Annotated in this window: 17 protein-coding genes, 1 pseudogene and 1 riboswitch; of the genes and pseudogenes, 11 read left to right on the top strand and 7 right to left on the bottom strand. The window is 42.0% G+C overall.

Annotation, left to right across the window (positions count from 1 at the left end):
• Positions 1–295 precede the first annotated feature (295 nt).
• The 3 genes from L4D09_RS16105 to L4D09_RS16095 all read left to right on the top strand — a co-directional run bounded on the left by L4D09_RS16105 (position 296) and on the right by L4D09_RS16095 (position 1,585).
• Complete coding sequence (locus L4D09_RS16105; protein ID WP_428458531.1) at positions 296–559, top strand: hypothetical protein; 264 nt, start codon at positions 296–298, stop codon at positions 557–559.
• Positions 556–1,146, top strand: coding sequence for an SCO family protein (locus tag L4D09_RS16100; protein WP_428458530.1), 591 nt, complete (start codon positions 556–558; stop codon positions 1,144–1,146). Before L4D09_RS16105 ends, L4D09_RS16100 begins: the two co-directional genes overlap by 4 nt.
• Positions 1,147–1,321: 175 nt before the next feature.
• On the top strand, positions 1,322–1,585 hold the full coding sequence (locus L4D09_RS16095) for an Lpp/OprI family alanine-zipper lipoprotein (RefSeq protein WP_036821101.1): 264 nt from the start codon (positions 1,322–1,324) through the stop codon (positions 1,583–1,585).
• A gap of 58 nt (positions 1,586–1,643) precedes the next feature.
• On the opposite strand, the gene L4D09_RS16090 is transcribed toward L4D09_RS16095, so the two are convergent.
• Positions 1,644–2,312: a response regulator transcription factor gene (locus L4D09_RS16090; protein ID WP_428458529.1), complete on the bottom strand. Its 669-nt coding sequence runs from the start codon at positions 2,310–2,312 to the stop codon at positions 1,644–1,646.
• 797 nt (positions 2,313–3,109) lie between these two features.
• Here L4D09_RS16090 and codB point away from each other — a divergent pair.
• Together codB and L4D09_RS16080 are read left to right on the top strand one after the other, a co-directional pair.
• Positions 3,110–4,351, top strand: coding sequence for a cytosine permease (codB, locus tag L4D09_RS16085; RefSeq protein WP_428458528.1), 1,242 nt, complete (start codon positions 3,110–3,112; stop codon positions 4,349–4,351).
• 12 nt (positions 4,352–4,363) lie between these two features.
• A complete protein-coding gene (locus tag L4D09_RS16080) occupies positions 4,364–5,650 on the top strand; it encodes a cytosine deaminase (RefSeq protein ID WP_428458527.1) in 1,287 nt (428 codons plus the stop codon).
• 65 nt (positions 5,651–5,715) lie between these two features.
• Here L4D09_RS16080 and L4D09_RS16075 read toward each other — a convergent pair whose 3' ends face one another.
• Both L4D09_RS16075 and L4D09_RS16070 read right to left on the bottom strand, forming a co-directional pair.
• On the bottom strand, positions 5,716–6,933 hold the full coding sequence (locus tag L4D09_RS16075; protein ID WP_428458526.1) for a serine protease: 1,218 nt from the start codon (positions 6,931–6,933) through the stop codon (positions 5,716–5,718).
• Between the two features lie 241 nt (positions 6,934–7,174).
• Positions 7,175–7,666, bottom strand: coding sequence for a hypothetical protein (locus tag L4D09_RS16070; RefSeq protein ID WP_428458525.1), 492 nt, complete (start codon positions 7,664–7,666; stop codon positions 7,175–7,177).
• 254 nt (positions 7,667–7,920) lie between these two features.
• On the opposite strand from L4D09_RS16070, the gene L4D09_RS16065 reads away from it, so the two are divergent.
• The 6 genes and pseudogenes from L4D09_RS16065 to tenA all read left to right on the top strand — a co-directional run bounded on the left by L4D09_RS16065 (position 7,921) and on the right by tenA (position 13,008).
• The gene (locus tag L4D09_RS16065) at positions 7,921–8,493 is read left to right on the top strand and encodes a PhnA domain-containing protein (protein ID WP_428458524.1); all 573 of its coding nucleotides are present in this window, start codon (positions 7,921–7,923) and stop codon (positions 8,491–8,493) included.
• Between the two features lie 196 nt (positions 8,494–8,689).
• Positions 8,690–8,785, top strand: a riboswitch (TPP riboswitch).
• Between the two features lie 70 nt (positions 8,786–8,855).
• Positions 8,856–9,689 (top strand): bifunctional hydroxymethylpyrimidine kinase/phosphomethylpyrimidine kinase, encoded by an 834-nt coding sequence (thiD, locus tag L4D09_RS16060; RefSeq protein ID WP_428458523.1) that lies wholly within the window; start codon positions 8,856–8,858, stop codon positions 9,687–9,689.
• 17 nt (positions 9,690–9,706) lie between these two features.
• Positions 9,707–10,483 (top strand): ABC transporter ATP-binding protein, encoded by a 777-nt coding sequence (locus L4D09_RS16055; protein ID WP_428458522.1) that lies wholly within the window; start codon positions 9,707–9,709, stop codon positions 10,481–10,483.
• Positions 10,484–10,613: 130 nt separating this feature from the next.
• A pseudogene (locus L4D09_RS16050) lies at positions 10,614–11,327 on the top strand (ABC transporter permease); the annotation flags it as partial.
• 55 nt (positions 11,328–11,382) lie between these two features.
• Positions 11,383–12,324, top strand: a complete 942-nt coding sequence (locus tag L4D09_RS16045) for an ABC transporter substrate-binding protein (RefSeq protein WP_428458521.1) — start codon at positions 11,383–11,385, stop codon at positions 12,322–12,324.
• 18 nt (positions 12,325–12,342) lie between these two features.
• On the top strand, positions 12,343–13,008 hold the full coding sequence (tenA, locus tag L4D09_RS16040) for a thiaminase II (protein ID WP_428458520.1): 666 nt from the start codon (positions 12,343–12,345) through the stop codon (positions 13,006–13,008).
• 85 nt (positions 13,009–13,093) lie between these two features.
• On the opposite strand, the gene L4D09_RS16035 is transcribed toward tenA, so the two are convergent.
• The 4 genes from L4D09_RS16035 to L4D09_RS16020 form a co-directional block, all read right to left on the bottom strand.
• Positions 13,094–13,741, bottom strand: coding sequence for a YdcF family protein (locus tag L4D09_RS16035; RefSeq protein ID WP_428458519.1), 648 nt, complete (start codon positions 13,739–13,741; stop codon positions 13,094–13,096).
• An 86-nt stretch (positions 13,742–13,827) separates the two neighbouring features.
• On the bottom strand, positions 13,828–14,367 hold the full coding sequence (locus L4D09_RS16030; RefSeq protein WP_428458518.1) for a YaeQ family protein: 540 nt from the start codon (positions 14,365–14,367) through the stop codon (positions 13,828–13,830).
• A 153-nt stretch (positions 14,368–14,520) separates the two neighbouring features.
• On the bottom strand, positions 14,521–14,844 hold the full coding sequence (locus L4D09_RS16025) for a GIY-YIG nuclease family protein (protein WP_428458517.1): 324 nt from the start codon (positions 14,842–14,844) through the stop codon (positions 14,521–14,523).
• Between the two features lie 89 nt (positions 14,845–14,933).
• A complete protein-coding gene (locus tag L4D09_RS16020) occupies positions 14,934–15,593 on the bottom strand; it encodes a YceH family protein (RefSeq protein ID WP_428458516.1) in 660 nt (219 codons plus the stop codon).
• Positions 15,594–15,684: the final 91 nt, after the last annotated feature.

Genomic DNA, 15,684 nt, shown 5'->3' with positions numbered 1-15,684 from the left:
ATATGTTTAACTCGTAGGTAAATCACAAAAATAGGAGCAAAAACCCGAGGCACATCTAAGAGAATGATAAAGTTAATGAAACTATCAAAGGTAGACTCAAGTTTTGTCAGTCATATCAAAAAATAAGGCCATCAGATATTCAACCCTTTCTGCCGTAGTCATCAGTGCATTTCTACTTTATGAGAATAAAGTTGAGTCTTCACTACTTACTAAGGGAGAATCTTGTGAACTTAGTACCCTCGCATGTGAACAGAAGGGAGCTTCTATCACCTTGAGTGAGGATGTTATCCGGCCAATGCGCACTAGTGAGATAACGGTAAATTGGCCAGATCTTCCAGAAGATACTCATGAATTATTATTATCTTTAGAAGGGGAGGAAATGATGATGGGCGTGTATAAACTAGTACTGACGCCAAGTAATCAAGCTCACCAATATAAAGCTGAGTTGATGCTACCTTTTTGCACTAGCAACGAGATGACATGGCAAGGTACGATCAGTAGTAATACCTTAGACAACCAGTCGACACCGATAAATATTTCAATAAGGATGATAAAGTGAAATATCAATGGATAATTCTTGCAATGGCGCTGGCCGCTGGCCTTATTACCAGTCTCGTTGTTGAAAAGCGTAACGATACAGTATCAGCCCCCCAATACCCACTGAACATTCTTGAAAGTGGTAAAGAGGCTGTTGACCTATATTCACAAGAAGATTCAAGAATCAGAGTCATCTATTTTGGTTATACACACTGCCCGGATGTCTGCCCTACTTCACTGGCCGTATTATCTGCAGCGCTTCAGCAACTCGATAATAATCAACTTGAGCAACTATGGCCTATTTTTATCACACTTGATCCTGAACGTGATACGCCTGAAAAGAGTGAGCAATACGCAAAATATTTTCATAAAAGCATTGTCGGTATGACTGGTACCTCAGATCAAACAAAAGCATTAGCAGAGAAATATGGTGTGCTCTATATGAAAACAGAACTCGAAGACTCTGCGCTAGAATATGCCGTTGACCATAGTTCTTATTTCTACTTCCTTACTCCTGATGGCACTTTGGTTGATAAAGTTCAGCACACACTTAACCCAAATATTTTAGTTGAAGCTATTAACCAAATACTAAAAGTGGAGAACTCATAAGGTTGCAGACCTTATAAATAGGCTGCTATTACCATTTTTCTCATTTTTGAGAGGGGATTTTTTAAAGAAAACTGGTGTTCAAGCAGCAATTTGCACAACTTATGCCATACTAATTCTGCCGATTGAAAATTTTAACACTCGGTCTGTAGTGGCAAACAAAGGAGAATAAAGAAAAATGAACCGTTCATTATCTATCCTTACCGGTATTATTCTGAGTGCAACGTTAATTGGTTGTTCTAGCTCAGACGAAGTTGATCAAATGCAGCAACTCACTAACAAAGTCGATATGCTCTCTGATCAGGTAGGTGCTCTGCAAAGCCAGCAAGATCAGATGGCTGGCGCAGTTAATGATGCACGTGCTGCATCTGATGCTGCATACCAAGAAGCGATGCGCGCCAACCAGCGTATTGACAATATTGCTAGCTCTTATAGCAAGTAAATAATAAAAGTTGATAAGTAAATCAATAATAAAAGTGACGCATATTGCGTCACTTTTTTTATATAGACCCAACTGCTTCTAAGAAGCTATATCCTCGGCCTCTTACTGTTTTTATATGTTGTTTAGATAAGCCTGACTGCACCATTTTCCGTCGAATATTACTAATATGCATATCTAAATTTCGGTCAAATGGGCTTAGGTCTTTTTTTAATACTTTTTTTTGTAATTCTGCTTTTGATACAACAATACCGTTATGGGTAATTAAATAATCAAGTAGCTCTGACTCTGTACCTGTTAAGGGCAACCTTTGTAGTTGCTCGGTAACAACTGAAGTAGCTAGGTGTGTGCCTAATCGCTGACGTTCTAAACCTACTCTTCTCAGTATCGAGGTGATACGAGCTAATAGTTCAGGAACTCGAAAAGGCTTAGCTACATAATGATCAGCACCTGCTTGTAACCCATCTAACATAGAAGATTCATCGGCTAATGCCGTTAACATTAGAATTGGGGTCGCGAAGCGTTGGCAAATACGTCTAGCAACTTGCATTCCATCCAAGTTAGGCAACATAACATCAAGTAATACAAGATCGGTGGCATTTTCTTGTATATATTTTAAACCCGATTCACCACAGTGCGCACAATGAACCTCATAGCCCTCTTCTACCAGCACTTCTTCTAGTAGCTCACAGAGCATTACATCATCATCAATAACCAATATCTTAGACACACGCCGACCTATAAATAATAACCATTATCAAGCTTGAAGGATTATCAATTCTTCCTGATATTTGATCAAGTAAAATATTGCTGATAACAATAAATCTTGGTCAGATTGTGCATTAATTTCTTGTATTTAGGCAAAATTGAACTATGTCAACCACAGTGAATTTACACCCATTTTCATCACTCAAACTATTGACTTTACTGTAGCCAGCGTGAGTATTAGCCCGCCATCATTTCCCACAGAGTTACTCACAGCTTTTGTGGATAACCAAGTTATCCACAGGAAAGTAGGCACACTTACAGAGCAAAAAAACACCAAAAAAAAATAAAACCCATCAAACACCACTAAAATCGCCAAGAAAAAGATGAAAATATAGCACTTCGAACAACAAACAACTCCAAACCGATAAAAGAACAACTTTAATCTTGTGAAATGTATTAACCTCTACATATTCAGAACAAGATATCCCAACCAAGAAAGACAACCGTTTGCTTTTTATATGCAAATCTGTAAATAAAACGCTGACATATATAAAAGCCAATCTAACCCAAAAGTTGTTCAAAAGTTGTAAATTAAAGCACAATCCAAACTTATGAAATCGATTTTATACAAACAAACTCACCACCACTAAAAAAATATAAACATTTAAAATCAATAAGTTAATTACGTAACCCAACAAAACACCCACACAAACAAATTAATCAATTGACACCAACAATAAATCCAATAAAATACGCGCCGTTTGCCCATATTACGGCAACGTAATTTACTATTATAATGATGTAGCTTGAGGTGTATAAATGGCTGGCGATAATAATTACAGTCTTGGCGCAGTGCCGCAATCGGCACGTAAAGGCGTGTTGTCCCTAACCATGGTAATGTTGGGGTTAACCTTTTTTTCTGCCAGTATGTGGACAGGAGGTACATTAGGAACAGGGCTCTCATATGATGACTTCATACTCGCTGTTCTTATTGGTAATCTCATTCTCGGCATTTATACCTCCCTCCTTGGTTACATCGGCTCTTCAACTGGCCTCTCTACTCACCTTCTTGCTCGTTTCTCTTTTGGTTCTAAAGGTTCTTGGCTTCCTTCCACACTTCTTGGTGGTACACAGGTCGGTTGGTTCGGCGTCGGTGTTGCCATGTTTGCAATACCTGTCCACAAAGCGACAGGCATTGATACCAACATTCTAATTATTGTTTCTGGCTTACTCATGACAGCTACCGTTTACTTCGGTATTTCAGCTCTCATGGTCCTTTCCGCTATTGCGGTTCCAGCAATCGCCCTTCTAGGTGGTTATTCAGTAACTGAAGCTATCGGCAGCGTAGGCGGTATTGATGGCCTTAAAGCCATCACCCCTGAAAACCCAATTGAATTCTCAACAGCACTTGCACTTGTAGTTGGCTCTTTTGTTTCAGCAGGCACACTAACTGCAGACTTCGTCCGCTTTGGTAAACGACCTATGGGTGCCGTGGCCGTCACAATGATCGCCTTCTTTATAGGTAACTCACTCATGTTTATTTTCGGTGCAGCTGGTGCAGCCGCGACCGGTCAATCTGATATCTCTGAGGTGATGATTGCACAAGGGTTACTTATCCCTGCCATTATCGTTCTGGGTTTGAACATTTGGACAACCAACGACAATGCACTTTATGCATCAGGTTTAGGCTTCTCAAACGTTACAGGCCTGCCGAGTAAATACCTTTCGATGGTAAATGGCCTCATTGGTACACTTTGCGCGCTTTGGCTATACAATAACTTTGTTGGTTGGTTAACCTTCCTTTCGGCAGCAATTCCACCGATCGGCGGCATCATCATTGCAGATTTCTTCAAAAACCGTCATCGTTACAAAGATTTTGCAAATGCAGAATTCAAATCGATTAATTGGGCAGCCATTATTGGTGTAGCCATCGGTGTTGCTGCTGGCCACTTATTACCAGGTGTGGTTCCTCTTAATGCAGTCATGGGTGGTGCAATCAGCTACCTTATTCTTAATCCATTATTAAACGGCGCAGCCAATACATCGGCTTCAAACGCATAAGGATTTTTCACGATGCATACCTCAAACATGCTCATCCAAAATGTTACTCTTCGCGGCAAGGACGGCCTGCATCAAATCCTCATAGAGGATGGACTGTTTAAAACAGTTTCAACTATGGATGAAACGATCAATCACACTGCAACTGTCATTGATGGCGAAGGTGGTTTGGCTATACCACCATTCTGTGAACCTCATATTCACCTTGATACGACGCAAACTGCGGGCGAACCAAGCTGGAATATTTCCGGTACCTTATTTGAAGGTATTGAACGCTGGGCTGAACGAAAATCACTGCTGTCGGTTGAAGATGTAAAATCTCGTGCTAAACAAACACTAAAATGGCAAATTGCCAATGGTGTACAACACGTTCGTACGCACGTTGATGTTTCAGACCCGACTCTTATTGCTTTAAAAGCAATGCTTGAAGTAAAAGAAGAAATGAAACAATGGGTAGATATCCAAATTGTTGCATTTCCACAAGAAGGTATTCTTTCTTACCCTAACGGGAAAGAGCTACTTGAAGAAGCTGTTCAGCTAGGTGCTGATGTTATCGGTGCTATTCCGCATTTCGAGTTTACAAGAGAATACGGCGTAGAATCACTGCACTATGTTTTCGAATTAGCACGTAAGTATGATCGCCTTATCGATGTGCACTGTGACGAAATTGATGATGAACAATCACGCTTTGTTGAAACCCTAGCTGCACTTGCTCATAAGTTTGATATGGGTGACAAGGTAACGGCGAGCCACACGACAGCAATGCACTCTTACAACGGTGCTTATGCTTCGCGTCTTTTCCGTTTGTTGAAAATGTCTGGTATTAGCTTTGTTGCTAACCCGCTGGTAAACATCCACCTACAGGGTCGTTTTGATGATTACCCTAAACGCCGTGGTGTAACTCGCGTTAAAGAGATGTTGGCATCTGATATTAATGTTTGTTTTGGCCATGATGATGTGTTTGACCCTTGGTACCCGCTAGGTACAGCGAACATGATGCAAGTTCTTCACATGGGGTTACATGTTTGCCAAGTTATGGGTTACGACCAAATTAATGACTCACTTGACTTAATCAGTACTAACTCTGCGCATACGCTGAACATTCAGAGCCGTTATGGCATTGAAGCCGGTAAGCCTGGTAACTTGATTATCTTGCCTGCCGAGAATGGATTTGATGCAGTACGACGCCAAGTACCTGTACGTTACTCTGTACGTCAAGGCAACATCATTGCCCAAACACAGCCAGCTGTAACGCAGATCGAACTTGATAACGGTAAAGAAGACGTCACTTTTCGTCGTTAGTTGTTAAGTTAATAAGGAGGGAAACCTAAGTTTCCCCCTTAACAGTGAGCCTGCTTATTTTCAATTTATAATAAGCAGGCATTTTTATACCTTCTACGAACGAAAGCCAGAAGTAGTAACGGTAAACAGGCTACCCACGCCACAACTCCTCCGCCTGACTGTAGACTACAGTTGGTTGGGCTAATACCACTTACGCCATCAATGCAATCTTCAGAGTTAACAGCATCCTCTTTTGCGTCTCCGTACAAACCGTTATCAATAAAGTCAGGGTTTGTGACAGGATGCTTGGGAATCGAACTCACCGTAGATTCTATCCAATCATAGTATGTACCCACTCGAGTATAAAACCCTGGGCGAGATATCGAGCCACATACCGGGGAGCCGACAGGACCACCACTAACGATGCCGATTTGCCGCCAAACACCGCTGGCATCTTGTGCCCTCAATGGGCCTCCACTATCACCTTTACAAGAATCAGGGCCGAACCCTTGAGGGCTACCGTCTGCATCAAATAAGATTTCAGGTGGCAAAGCACAGATTTTAGTTCGGTTTAGTGGGCTATCTAAAATATAGTGCTGTTGATTACCTGACTCCAATCGCTCAAAACACTCTGCCATTGGAAGGAATGACAACTCGGCTTCCATCAAGGCTTCTGCAATACCTGAACCATCAGAGCTGGTTGATCCCCAGCCTGATACTTTTGTATTCTTTGGCCGGCTATTTTCAGACCACTCACGATTAAGGCGTGTTTCAATTGAAGAAGCTATTCCTGCCGTTGAAAGTGCTATGGGAGTGATGCTTGATTGTGGAAAACTACGCCCCACACGTAAAAGTGCCAGATCATTATCCAGTGCCGTTGCAATAACATCTTGGGTTACGGAGCCATCAGCCGCTGTAGTAATTTGTAATACAGGGTTTGGTGTATAATCGGGGTGAACAACAACATGCGAAATTGCATAGAGTGCCGCAGGATCTTCAATAGCGCTGCTTGTTGTACCCACCATGACGCTCAGCATACTAGGCGGTAACACCGAAAAACTATCCCCATCAAGTTGATGAACTACGCAGTGTGCTGCTGTCAGCACCCAGTTTTTATTAATCACACTACCGCCACATAGATGTGCAGTATCATTCGGTGTAAAACGTAGAGAGGCCATCCAGCTTTGTTCATCTGCGGGGTCAACAGGTGTTCCTCCAACTACATAGCCCGTAACATCGGCAGCATTGGCAATAGGAGCTGATATAGCAGCCACCAGCGCTAAAGATAATAATGGTATCCTCATGGTAACTAATTCCGTTTAGTTAAATTTGTTTAACGGCTATTCTACCAACACATCAAATTTCAAATTAAAGATTACACCTAACTTGCGAGTTAAATGTCGATATGGAGTGAAAGAACTTATTATTACAATAAAGCCTGAGAGGCAGGGAAAAAACTTGAGCTGAAGCGTTAAAAAGAAAAGCCATATTAAATGGCTTTTCTTCAACTCGAATTGAATACTATAACTATAAATTGGACCTCAACTATAAACCTATCGTCGAACAACTTACATCTTCATCAATATTAAAATCGGAATATGTATCACCAAGTAATTCGGCTGMAAGTTTCGGGTAGAAGCCATTTTTATAAGCCTCGTCAACATCCCCCATACTTATCGTATAGAGTTTCAGACCGATATTTTCTATTTCATCAGGAACACAGACACTGTTTCCACCATCACTGAAACACACATCACCAGAGGTATCGATGACACCACAGCTGGTATCATCGAAGCTAACTCCCAAAGCATTTAGTTTACTGTCGAGAGCGGTTTCAGTCCCTCCTGGAAACTCATCGGGCAAAGTTATGCCATAGTCATTTTCTAGGTCTTCAACACTTCGGTATCCATCGACACTTTCAACTTCAGCGCTAACTACAGCAAATACTTCAGCTTTTCCTGTCAGAGTATTTTTCACATCATCTTCATCGCAACCCAAGAGCGCTAACACTGTCAGTAAAATAATTCCTTTTTTCATAACCGTCCCTATTAATAACCATTACTTTAGAGTCAAACACTTACAGTTTAGCCACAAAACAATGCAACCCCCATACTAAAAAGTCACATTTTTAACATTGATTAATTCACCCGTTCGTTTTTTACCCTTTATTTTGCAATTTCCTGTGATCTTAACCGTGATTCCTTCCCTTCTATTTATTTGCTGTCATAATAATAAACAGAACAGTTACCTGTATGGTATACACCCACCATTACACATCTACGGACACCCTTATGAGTATTGAAAATATTGTTAAACAGCGTTCTGGCGAGAAATGTGAACTTTGTGCATCTGCTGACAACCTAAGCGTTTATGAAGTACCAGCCTCTCCTGATACAACCGCTGGTAGTTGTGTAATGGTATGTGGTACTTGCCGTACAGAAATCGAAGATGCAGAAACATTGGATCAAAACCACTGGCGTTGCCTAAACGACAGCATGTGGAGCCAAGAACCTGCAGTTCAAGTTATGGCTTACCGTATGCTTAAGCGCCTTTCAGCTGAAACATGGGCTCAAGATCTTCTAGATATGATGTACATGGAAGAAGATATGGTTGAGTGGGCTGAAAAAGGTATTGCTCTTGCCGAGCTTGATGCAATTAAAACGCTAGATGTTAACGGTACAGCCCTACAATCTGGTGATAACGTTACTATCATCAAAGATCTTCCTGTTAAAGGCTCAAGCCTTGTTGTTAAACAAGGTACAGCGGTTCGTGGTATCCGTTTAACTGACAACCCACTGCATGTAACAGGTAAAGCGGCAGGTACTAACATGGTTATTATCGCAGCTTACTGTAAAAAAATGTAATTAGCCTTAGCCATCTAACATTTACCCTTCCGATATTTGAAATTTGGCTAACGTGGGAAAATGGGCGGCATTTATGCTGCCCACTTTTTATTCTACCTATAGCTAAATACGCTACCTGGCAGACAATAATGTTAATCTTATTTGCTCATTGTTTCTAAACGTGGTTACAATAACGCGTTATATCAATTAATTAATGTTTCGTTAGTCGGGGAGCTTAGGCTGAGACCACGTTGTGGGACCCGTTGAACCTGATCCATTTAGCAATGGCGTAGGGAACTAGCACACGTGTCTCATCACTACTCTGTATTCAGAGTCCAATATTGACACCTGCTACCCTCCGCTTTATTCATTTAGGGGTAGTTATGGGCAACGCCAAACCATCAAAAACACCAATCACATTGACTATTGCTGGCTCTGACAGCGGTGGTGGTGCCGGTATTCAAGCTGACATTAAAGCGATTTCAGCAACAGGTGGCTATGCCTGCTCTGTTATTACTGCTTTAACAGCACAAAACACCCAAGGCGTCACCGGCATCTTCGGTATTGACCCCACTTTTGTAGAACAGCAGCTTGATGCAGTTTTTTCTGATCTCGACGTTAAATCAGTCAAAATCGGCATGTTAAGCGATGCAAATATTATACGTGCAGTTGCCAGTAAACTTCGCCAATATCAGCCAAAGCACCTTGTTATCGACCCCGTCATGGTCGCAACGAGTGGTGATCTTCTGCTCGAGCAAGAAGCAATAGAAACCCTCAAAACAGAGTTGCTTCCACTTGCCGATGTTATAACACCGAACCTGCCTGAAGCCGCTGCTTTACTTGGCACTACGCTTCCAGAAACAGAGCAAGACATGTCTGCAATGATTGACGGACTGCGTAGTCTCGGGGCTAAATCAACGTTACTGAAAGGTGGTCATCTGGAACAAGATGAAAATAGTACTGACCTACTCATCCTAAGCAACGATGTTATTCGAATGTCTACGCTACGTATTAATACACGTAATACACACGGTACAGGCTGTACTCTTTCAGCAGCTACCGCATCATTCCTTGCCCAAGAATACTCGCTGGTTGATTCAGTGAAACATGCTAAATCATACATTACGCAAGCGATCACACACGCTGACGAGCTAGAAATCGGTTCAGGCCACGGCCCTGTTCACCATTTCTTTGCTGGTCATTTCAAGCCTGAATAAATAAAACAGTGATGACGATGCCTGAACCTGTAATCAATACAACAGGACTCGCTAGCAATATCGGTGTTGCCTTAAAAAAGGCAACCCTCCGTTATAAAGATGCTGCCGAGCCATTATTTTCTGCACTCAGCTTAGAGCTGCCTGCTGGTAAATGGACTTGCCTACTTGGAAAAAGTGGGTGTGGTAAAACAACCTTACTTCGTCACCTTGCTGGGTTGCTTGAGGATAAAGTGGAATGGCAAGGTGAACTCAAGACATCTAATAACACTCCCTTATTAGGTAATGTGGCTTACATGGCACAACAAGATTTACTTTTGCCATGGCTCAACGTTATTGACAATGTTTGCTTAAGTACCCGCTTTGGGAACAAACATCCCGCAGATATGTCTCGCGCAACAGCATTACTTGACGCTGTAGGGCTAAAAGATTACGCAAAAGCGACCCCGGATCAACTCTCTGGCGGTATGCGTCAGCGTGTAGCACTTGCACGTACACTTATGCAAGATAAGCCACTGGTGTTAATGGATGAACCATTTTCAGCCCTTGATGCTGTAACACGCTATAAGCTGCAAACGCTCTCTGCTGAGTTACTGCAAGACAGAACTGTTTTATTAATCACTCATGATCCACAAGAAGCTCTCCGTCTTGGTCATAATATCCATATTATGTCTGGAAGCCCTGCCTCACTCGTACCATTAGGTGTTCCAAGCTCGTTACCTCCACGCCAGTTTACCGCTGAACTCGCTAGCCACCAGCAGACGATTATCAACCAATTGGAGCGTGATTATGGGTAATCAATCAACACAGAATATCCAAGATGATTCAACGGTAGCATCTCCTTTGTTAACGCAGCAGCAACACACGGCAAATACAGGTTTAAAGGAAGTTAACCATTGGTCTCAGCACCTTTTACGCATTACGGTGAGCGTATGTGTGATTTTTGGTTTATGGCATGCCATCGTTATTCTTTTTGAATTACCCCCTTTTATATTACCCGGCCCTGTTGCCGTATTAACGAAACTGGTTGAGCGGTTTGATATCCTTTGGCAACACACATTAGTAACCGGTACTGAAGTTATCTTAGGTTTATTCTTGGGTCTCTTTTTAGGATTGTTTTTTGCCTTACAGATGTTGCTCTTTGCTCCGCTTCGCCGCTGGCTGCTACCCATATTGATTACCAGTCAAGCAATACCTGTCTTTGCTATTGCCCCAATACTCATGCTATGGCTAGGGTATGGCATGGCGTCAAAAATTGTCATGGCAGCAATGATCATATTTTTCCCCGTCACAACGTGTTGCTACGACGGTTTACGTAACACTCCTACTGGCTACCTAGATTTAGCCAAAACCATGGGTGCCACACGCTGGCAATTATTATGGCGTATACGCTTACCAGCCGCTTTACCTGCTTTAGCTTCCGGTATTCGCGTTGCTGTCGTCGTCGCCCCTATCGGTGCCGTTGTTGGTGAGTGGGTTGGCTCGAGTGAAGGCTTGGGTTATCTGATGTTACAAGCTAACGCGCGCATGTTTGTTGACGAAATGTTTGCCGCATTATTCATTTTGGCTTTCTTTTCTATCAGTTTGTATTTTGCTGCTGATTTAATACTAAGAAAGGCCATACCGTGGCAAGACAAATAACATGACAAAAACAGTAAATAAAAACACAACATTGCTTAATCAAAAGGAATAGTGAATGAAGACCCCAATAATTCGCGTTATTACCGCACTCGGTTTAACCGTTGCCTCATTTAACGTCGCTGCTGAAAAAGTAACGCTAATGCTCGACTGGTTTGTGAATCCAAACCATGGCCCAATCATTATTGCCCAACAGAACGGTTTATTTGCCGATCAAGGGTTAGAGATTGAAATTCAAGAACCAGCCGACCCAAGTGTGCCAGACAAACTGGTAGCTGCTGGCAAAATCGATTTGGCTGTTTCTTACCAAAGTACGCTCATTTCGAGTACCGCAGCAAAATTACCTGTTGTTCGTTCAGCAACACTTATTGCAGGGCCTTTAAACGCACTAACAGTACTGAATAAGTCTGGCATCAAGAGCCTAAAAGATTTAGAAGGTAAGAATATTGGCGTCGCCATTGGCGGAAGTGAAGATGCAACCATCGGTACAATGCTTCGTTCTGAAGGCGTATCAATGGACAGCGTGAAAATCATTAATGTTGGTTGGGCATTATCATCATCATTAGCATCGGGGAAAGTCGATGCCATCTGGGGTGGATTACGTAACTTTGAACTCAATCAGCTTGCAATCGAAGGCTACGAATCAACGGCGTTCTACCCTGAAGAGCACGGTGTACCGCCATATGATGAACTAATCTTCGTTGCGAATAAAAACAAGCACGATATTGAAATGATTAAAAAATTCAATAGCGCGATTGAAAAAGCAACTGTTTATATCATCAACCACCCTGAGAAAGCTTGGAATGAATTTGTTGCTTATTCACCCGATACGTTGAATAACGAACTTAACCGCCGAGCATGGGCTGATACTTTAACGCGTTTTGCCCTACGCCCTGCAGCCGTTGATCTTAAGCGATACGACGACTACGCCGTATTCATGAAAGAACATGACATTATCCGTAGCTTGCCATCAGCAAAAGACTACGTTTTAACTTTCTAATTATTCATAAGGCTTACCATGAACTATCAAGACTTAATTGCGCATTGCCAACAAGATTGGACAGAATACACCGAACATGATTTTGTTAATCAACTGGCAAAAGGCGAACTAAATAAGCACGCTTATTTCCACTACCTCAAGCAAGATTTTCTTTTCCTTAAGCACTATGCTCGTGCTTATGCTCTGGCTATTTTCAAATCAACAACACTTGAAGAGATGCGTGAACCACTACCAGGTTTGAACGCCCTGCTAGAATCAGAAATGAACCACCATATTGAATATTGTCAAACGTGGGGAATATCTGCTGATGAAATGGAAGCTGAACCAGAAGATTTTGGTACCGTAAGTTATACACGTTACGTACTTGATACTGGCATGGCCGGTGATCGCGCTGATTTGTTTGCCGCACTAGCACCTTGTGCGATTGGTTACGCGGTAATAGGTCAACGCCTAGGCACATGGTCTGAAACTAAACTTGAAGGTAACCCTTACAATAGTTGGGTTGAGCTATATAGCGGCGAAGATTTTCAAACTGGCGTTGAAGAAACCATTCGTCGCCTAGATGCCATGTTGGAAGAGATCCCACTTGAAAGTAAGCGTGGTAAGCGTTTATGTGAAATCTTTAGAACAGCAACACGTATGGAAGTCGCTTTCTGGCAACAAGGTATGGACGCGGCACAGTAATCATACCTAAAAAAGCTCATTAGGATCTTTAGCCAATCGTATTCGCTGCGATTGGCTTTTTATTCGATAACGCATAATGTGTATGCTAGCTACTTATCAGGTGCTCTTTAAACCCATGGTGAACTAGCTGATTGAAGGCTTGCCACACATCTTCAGGTATGTCCTGTTCAATTGAAAAACCCTGCTCTGGATAGACATGAATTCGTTCAAGATCACCAAGCATGACATTAATAACATCGCTGTATGTCAGTAACTCATTAGGGTAATTATCAAAACTGATTTGAGGCGAAGTTACCATAATCTCCTTACCCGGCCACTGACGCATAAATGTTGCGTAAGTCCGTCTTTCCATAAACGGCTTTTGAACAAGAATCAGCGACTTGGGGTCAAGCCCCTTTTCTTCAAGTAATGCGCGGGTAAATTGTACATTCTCACCCGTATTGGTTGATTGAGGTTCAATTAAAATACTTGATTCTGGTACACCCATATCAACAGCAACCGTAGCAAACGCTTCGGCTTCCGAGCATCCGAAAAGCGCTTCTGTTAATGCCCCAACGCCACCAGAAAAAACAATATAAGGAGCATACCCTTCTAAATACAATTGCGCAGCACGCTCTGCAACACGTATATCGTTACTGCAAAGCACAAAGATACAATCACTTTTTTCCAAGTTATGGTTTAAATGATGATAGTCCCAAACTTTTGTTGCTAAACTATGTATCTTTGAAGGCATGTAATGCTCCTATTTGATTATTAAGTATCCTTACTTAGCATGACAAAGACAGGTGACCATTTAATGACGATCACTCGCACTAAGTACTAGCGTAACCACCAATCTGGAGTGATCGTACAGCTACTCTCTCCGGCACTTAACCAGCCTTGTTCACCTTCAATCGTTAACTGAAGCTGCATAGTACGTTCAACCAGTGCCTCTAACTCAGAAAGCATTTGGTCATTGAAAAAGACCACAGAGATATTGCCATATTGTGAAATTTTGGCTTGGTTCTGCTTCCACCAAACAGGTGCTGCATTATCACCGTAAACAACAAGTACCACTTTCTTGGACTTATGCGCTGCTTTTTTAATGCGTTTCTCATCTGGCAGGCCAAGATCAATCCACAGTTCAATTTCGTCGCTCAGACTTTTAATCCATAGATCAGGCTCATCAACATCACAGAGACCTTTCGTAAATTGAAGATCTTCGTCTGCATAAAAACCCCACGCAATCAAACGCAGCATTAACCGCTGTAGTGTCTCTGACGGGTGACATGCTAGGGTATGTGACTTATCAATATAAACATGACGGTCTAAATCCGCGACGTTAAATTGAGCCTTATAGATAGTGGCTTTAAGTGCCATAGTTTTAATTCCTGAAACGTTATCCCAACAGGGGATGCTTTAATGACTCGCAGTGTAATCCGAACCTAATCATTCTTCAATTTCTATTTATTTTTCAAAGCAATAAATCGCACTCACACACAAGAGACAATCAAAGCGGTATTTTTCGCCACATCAACTCTCTAATAGCGTTAATACTGGAAGTTCACCGTTCACAATTTGTTCTTTTTGCTTTTTGGATAGTCGTTTTATTCGGTACTCTAACTGCATTGCTATACGCTTCGAAGCTACCTCTGATGACCAAGCAATGGTTAATGGTCCCTTTCCTCTTAAGTATTTGGCACCTTTCATCGTCCCTTGGTGCTCTTTAAAGCGCCTCTGTACATCCGTTGTAACGCCACAATAAAGCTGGTTTGATGCTGTTCTAATTAAATAGACCGACCAAACAGGCTCAACTTTCAGCCCTTCGGTCGGGTTTACATTTTGCTCTTGATCCATTTCTATCCATTCAAAAAAGCCCAGCTTTGCTGGGCCTGGGCTTAATCATAAAATATTGTTAGTACAACGTAGTCTTGTAATATGTTGAATTACGACGTCAACGAGTCAAGCATTGCTTTTAATTCAGCCATCTCTTGTTGTAATTCAGCAACTTGACTTTCAAGCTGTTCAATACGTTCTGATGTTGGTGAACTTGGTACGACAGCAGGCGCTGACTTTAAGGCTTCAAGATCTATTTCACCGCTGAATAGATGCATATACCGACAGTCACGTTTACCCGATTCTTTTGGCAACTTAACAATATAGGCACCTTTAGGGTGATCAACTAAACCATCAAGTACAGATTCGACTTCTTTAACATCGCTAAAGCTACATAAGCGATTTGTTCGAGTTCGAATTTCACCCGCACTTTGCGGGCCACGCAGTAACATTACGCAAAGTGCTGCTTTTTCTTGAGCTGTGAATTGAAAAGTACTGAATTCGGTGTTGCAAAAGCGATGCTGATATTTAGCAACACGGCTACCAAAGCCAGCAGTGACTTCTTGTATATAATGTTTCGACTTTAACGCTTCAATGGTGTCTTGTACTGTTGCATCATCAAGCGACATAACCGGGTCACGGTTGCTTTTTTGATTACAGGCGGTTGTTAGTGCATTTAATGTTAATGGGTATTGATCAGGTGTGGTTACCTCTTTCTCTAATAAACAACCAATCACTCTAGCTTCTGATTGTGAAAAGCAAATATCCATGATCTTCCCTCACCCTTTATTCTATTACTCAAAATACAATGGCTAAAACGCCTAATGGGAGATTAGCATGCCTTGCTATAACAACAAGCAC

Origin of the sequence: Photobacterium makurazakiensis, assembly GCF_050336715.1 — a bacterium.
GTDB classification, from domain to species: domain Bacteria; phylum Pseudomonadota; class Gammaproteobacteria; order Enterobacterales; family Vibrionaceae; genus Photobacterium; species Photobacterium makurazakiensis.
The sequence above is the reverse complement of the archived record's forward strand: the minus strand, read 5'-3'. Positions and strand labels throughout refer to the sequence as shown.

Excerpts from the sequence above, each read along its gene's own strand:
- L4D09_RS16095 (WP_036821101.1), top strand. The coding sequence starts at position 1,322 with ATGAACCGTTCATTATCTATCCTTACCGGTATTATTCTGAGTGCAACG.
- L4D09_RS16105 (WP_428458531.1), top strand. The coding sequence starts at position 296 with ATGCGCACTAGTGAGATAACGGTAAATTGGCCAGATCTTCCAGAAGAT.
- tenA (WP_428458520.1), top strand. The coding sequence starts at position 12,343 with ATGAACTATCAAGACTTAATTGCGCATTGCCAACAAGATTGGACAGAA.
- L4D09_RS16025 (WP_428458517.1), bottom strand. The coding sequence starts at position 14,844 with ATGGATCAAGAGCAAAATGTAAACCCGACCGAAGGGCTGAAAGTTGAG.
- L4D09_RS16045 (WP_428458521.1), top strand. The coding sequence starts at position 11,383 with ATGAAGACCCCAATAATTCGCGTTATTACCGCACTCGGTTTAACCGTT.
- L4D09_RS16030 (WP_428458518.1), bottom strand. The coding sequence starts at position 14,367 with ATGGCACTTAAAGCCACTATCTATAAGGCTCAATTTAACGTCGCGGAT.
- L4D09_RS16065 (WP_428458524.1), top strand. The coding sequence starts at position 7,921 with ATGAGTATTGAAAATATTGTTAAACAGCGTTCTGGCGAGAAATGTGAA.
- codB (WP_428458528.1), top strand. The coding sequence starts at position 3,110 with ATGGCTGGCGATAATAATTACAGTCTTGGCGCAGTGCCGCAATCGGCA.
- thiD (WP_428458523.1), top strand. The coding sequence starts at position 8,856 with ATGGGCAACGCCAAACCATCAAAAACACCAATCACATTGACTATTGCT.
- L4D09_RS16080 (WP_428458527.1), top strand. The coding sequence starts at position 4,364 with ATGCATACCTCAAACATGCTCATCCAAAATGTTACTCTTCGCGGCAAG.
- L4D09_RS16035 (WP_428458519.1), bottom strand. The coding sequence starts at position 13,741 with ATGCCTTCAAAGATACATAGTTTAGCAACAAAAGTTTGGGACTATCAT.
- L4D09_RS16075 (WP_428458526.1), bottom strand. The coding sequence starts at position 6,933 with ATGAGGATACCATTATTATCTTTAGCGCTGGTGGCTGCTATATCAGCT.
- L4D09_RS16020 (WP_428458516.1), bottom strand. The coding sequence starts at position 15,593 with ATGGATATTTGCTTTTCACAATCAGAAGCTAGAGTGATTGGTTGTTTA.
- L4D09_RS16055 (WP_428458522.1), top strand. The coding sequence starts at position 9,707 with ATGCCTGAACCTGTAATCAATACAACAGGACTCGCTAGCAATATCGGT.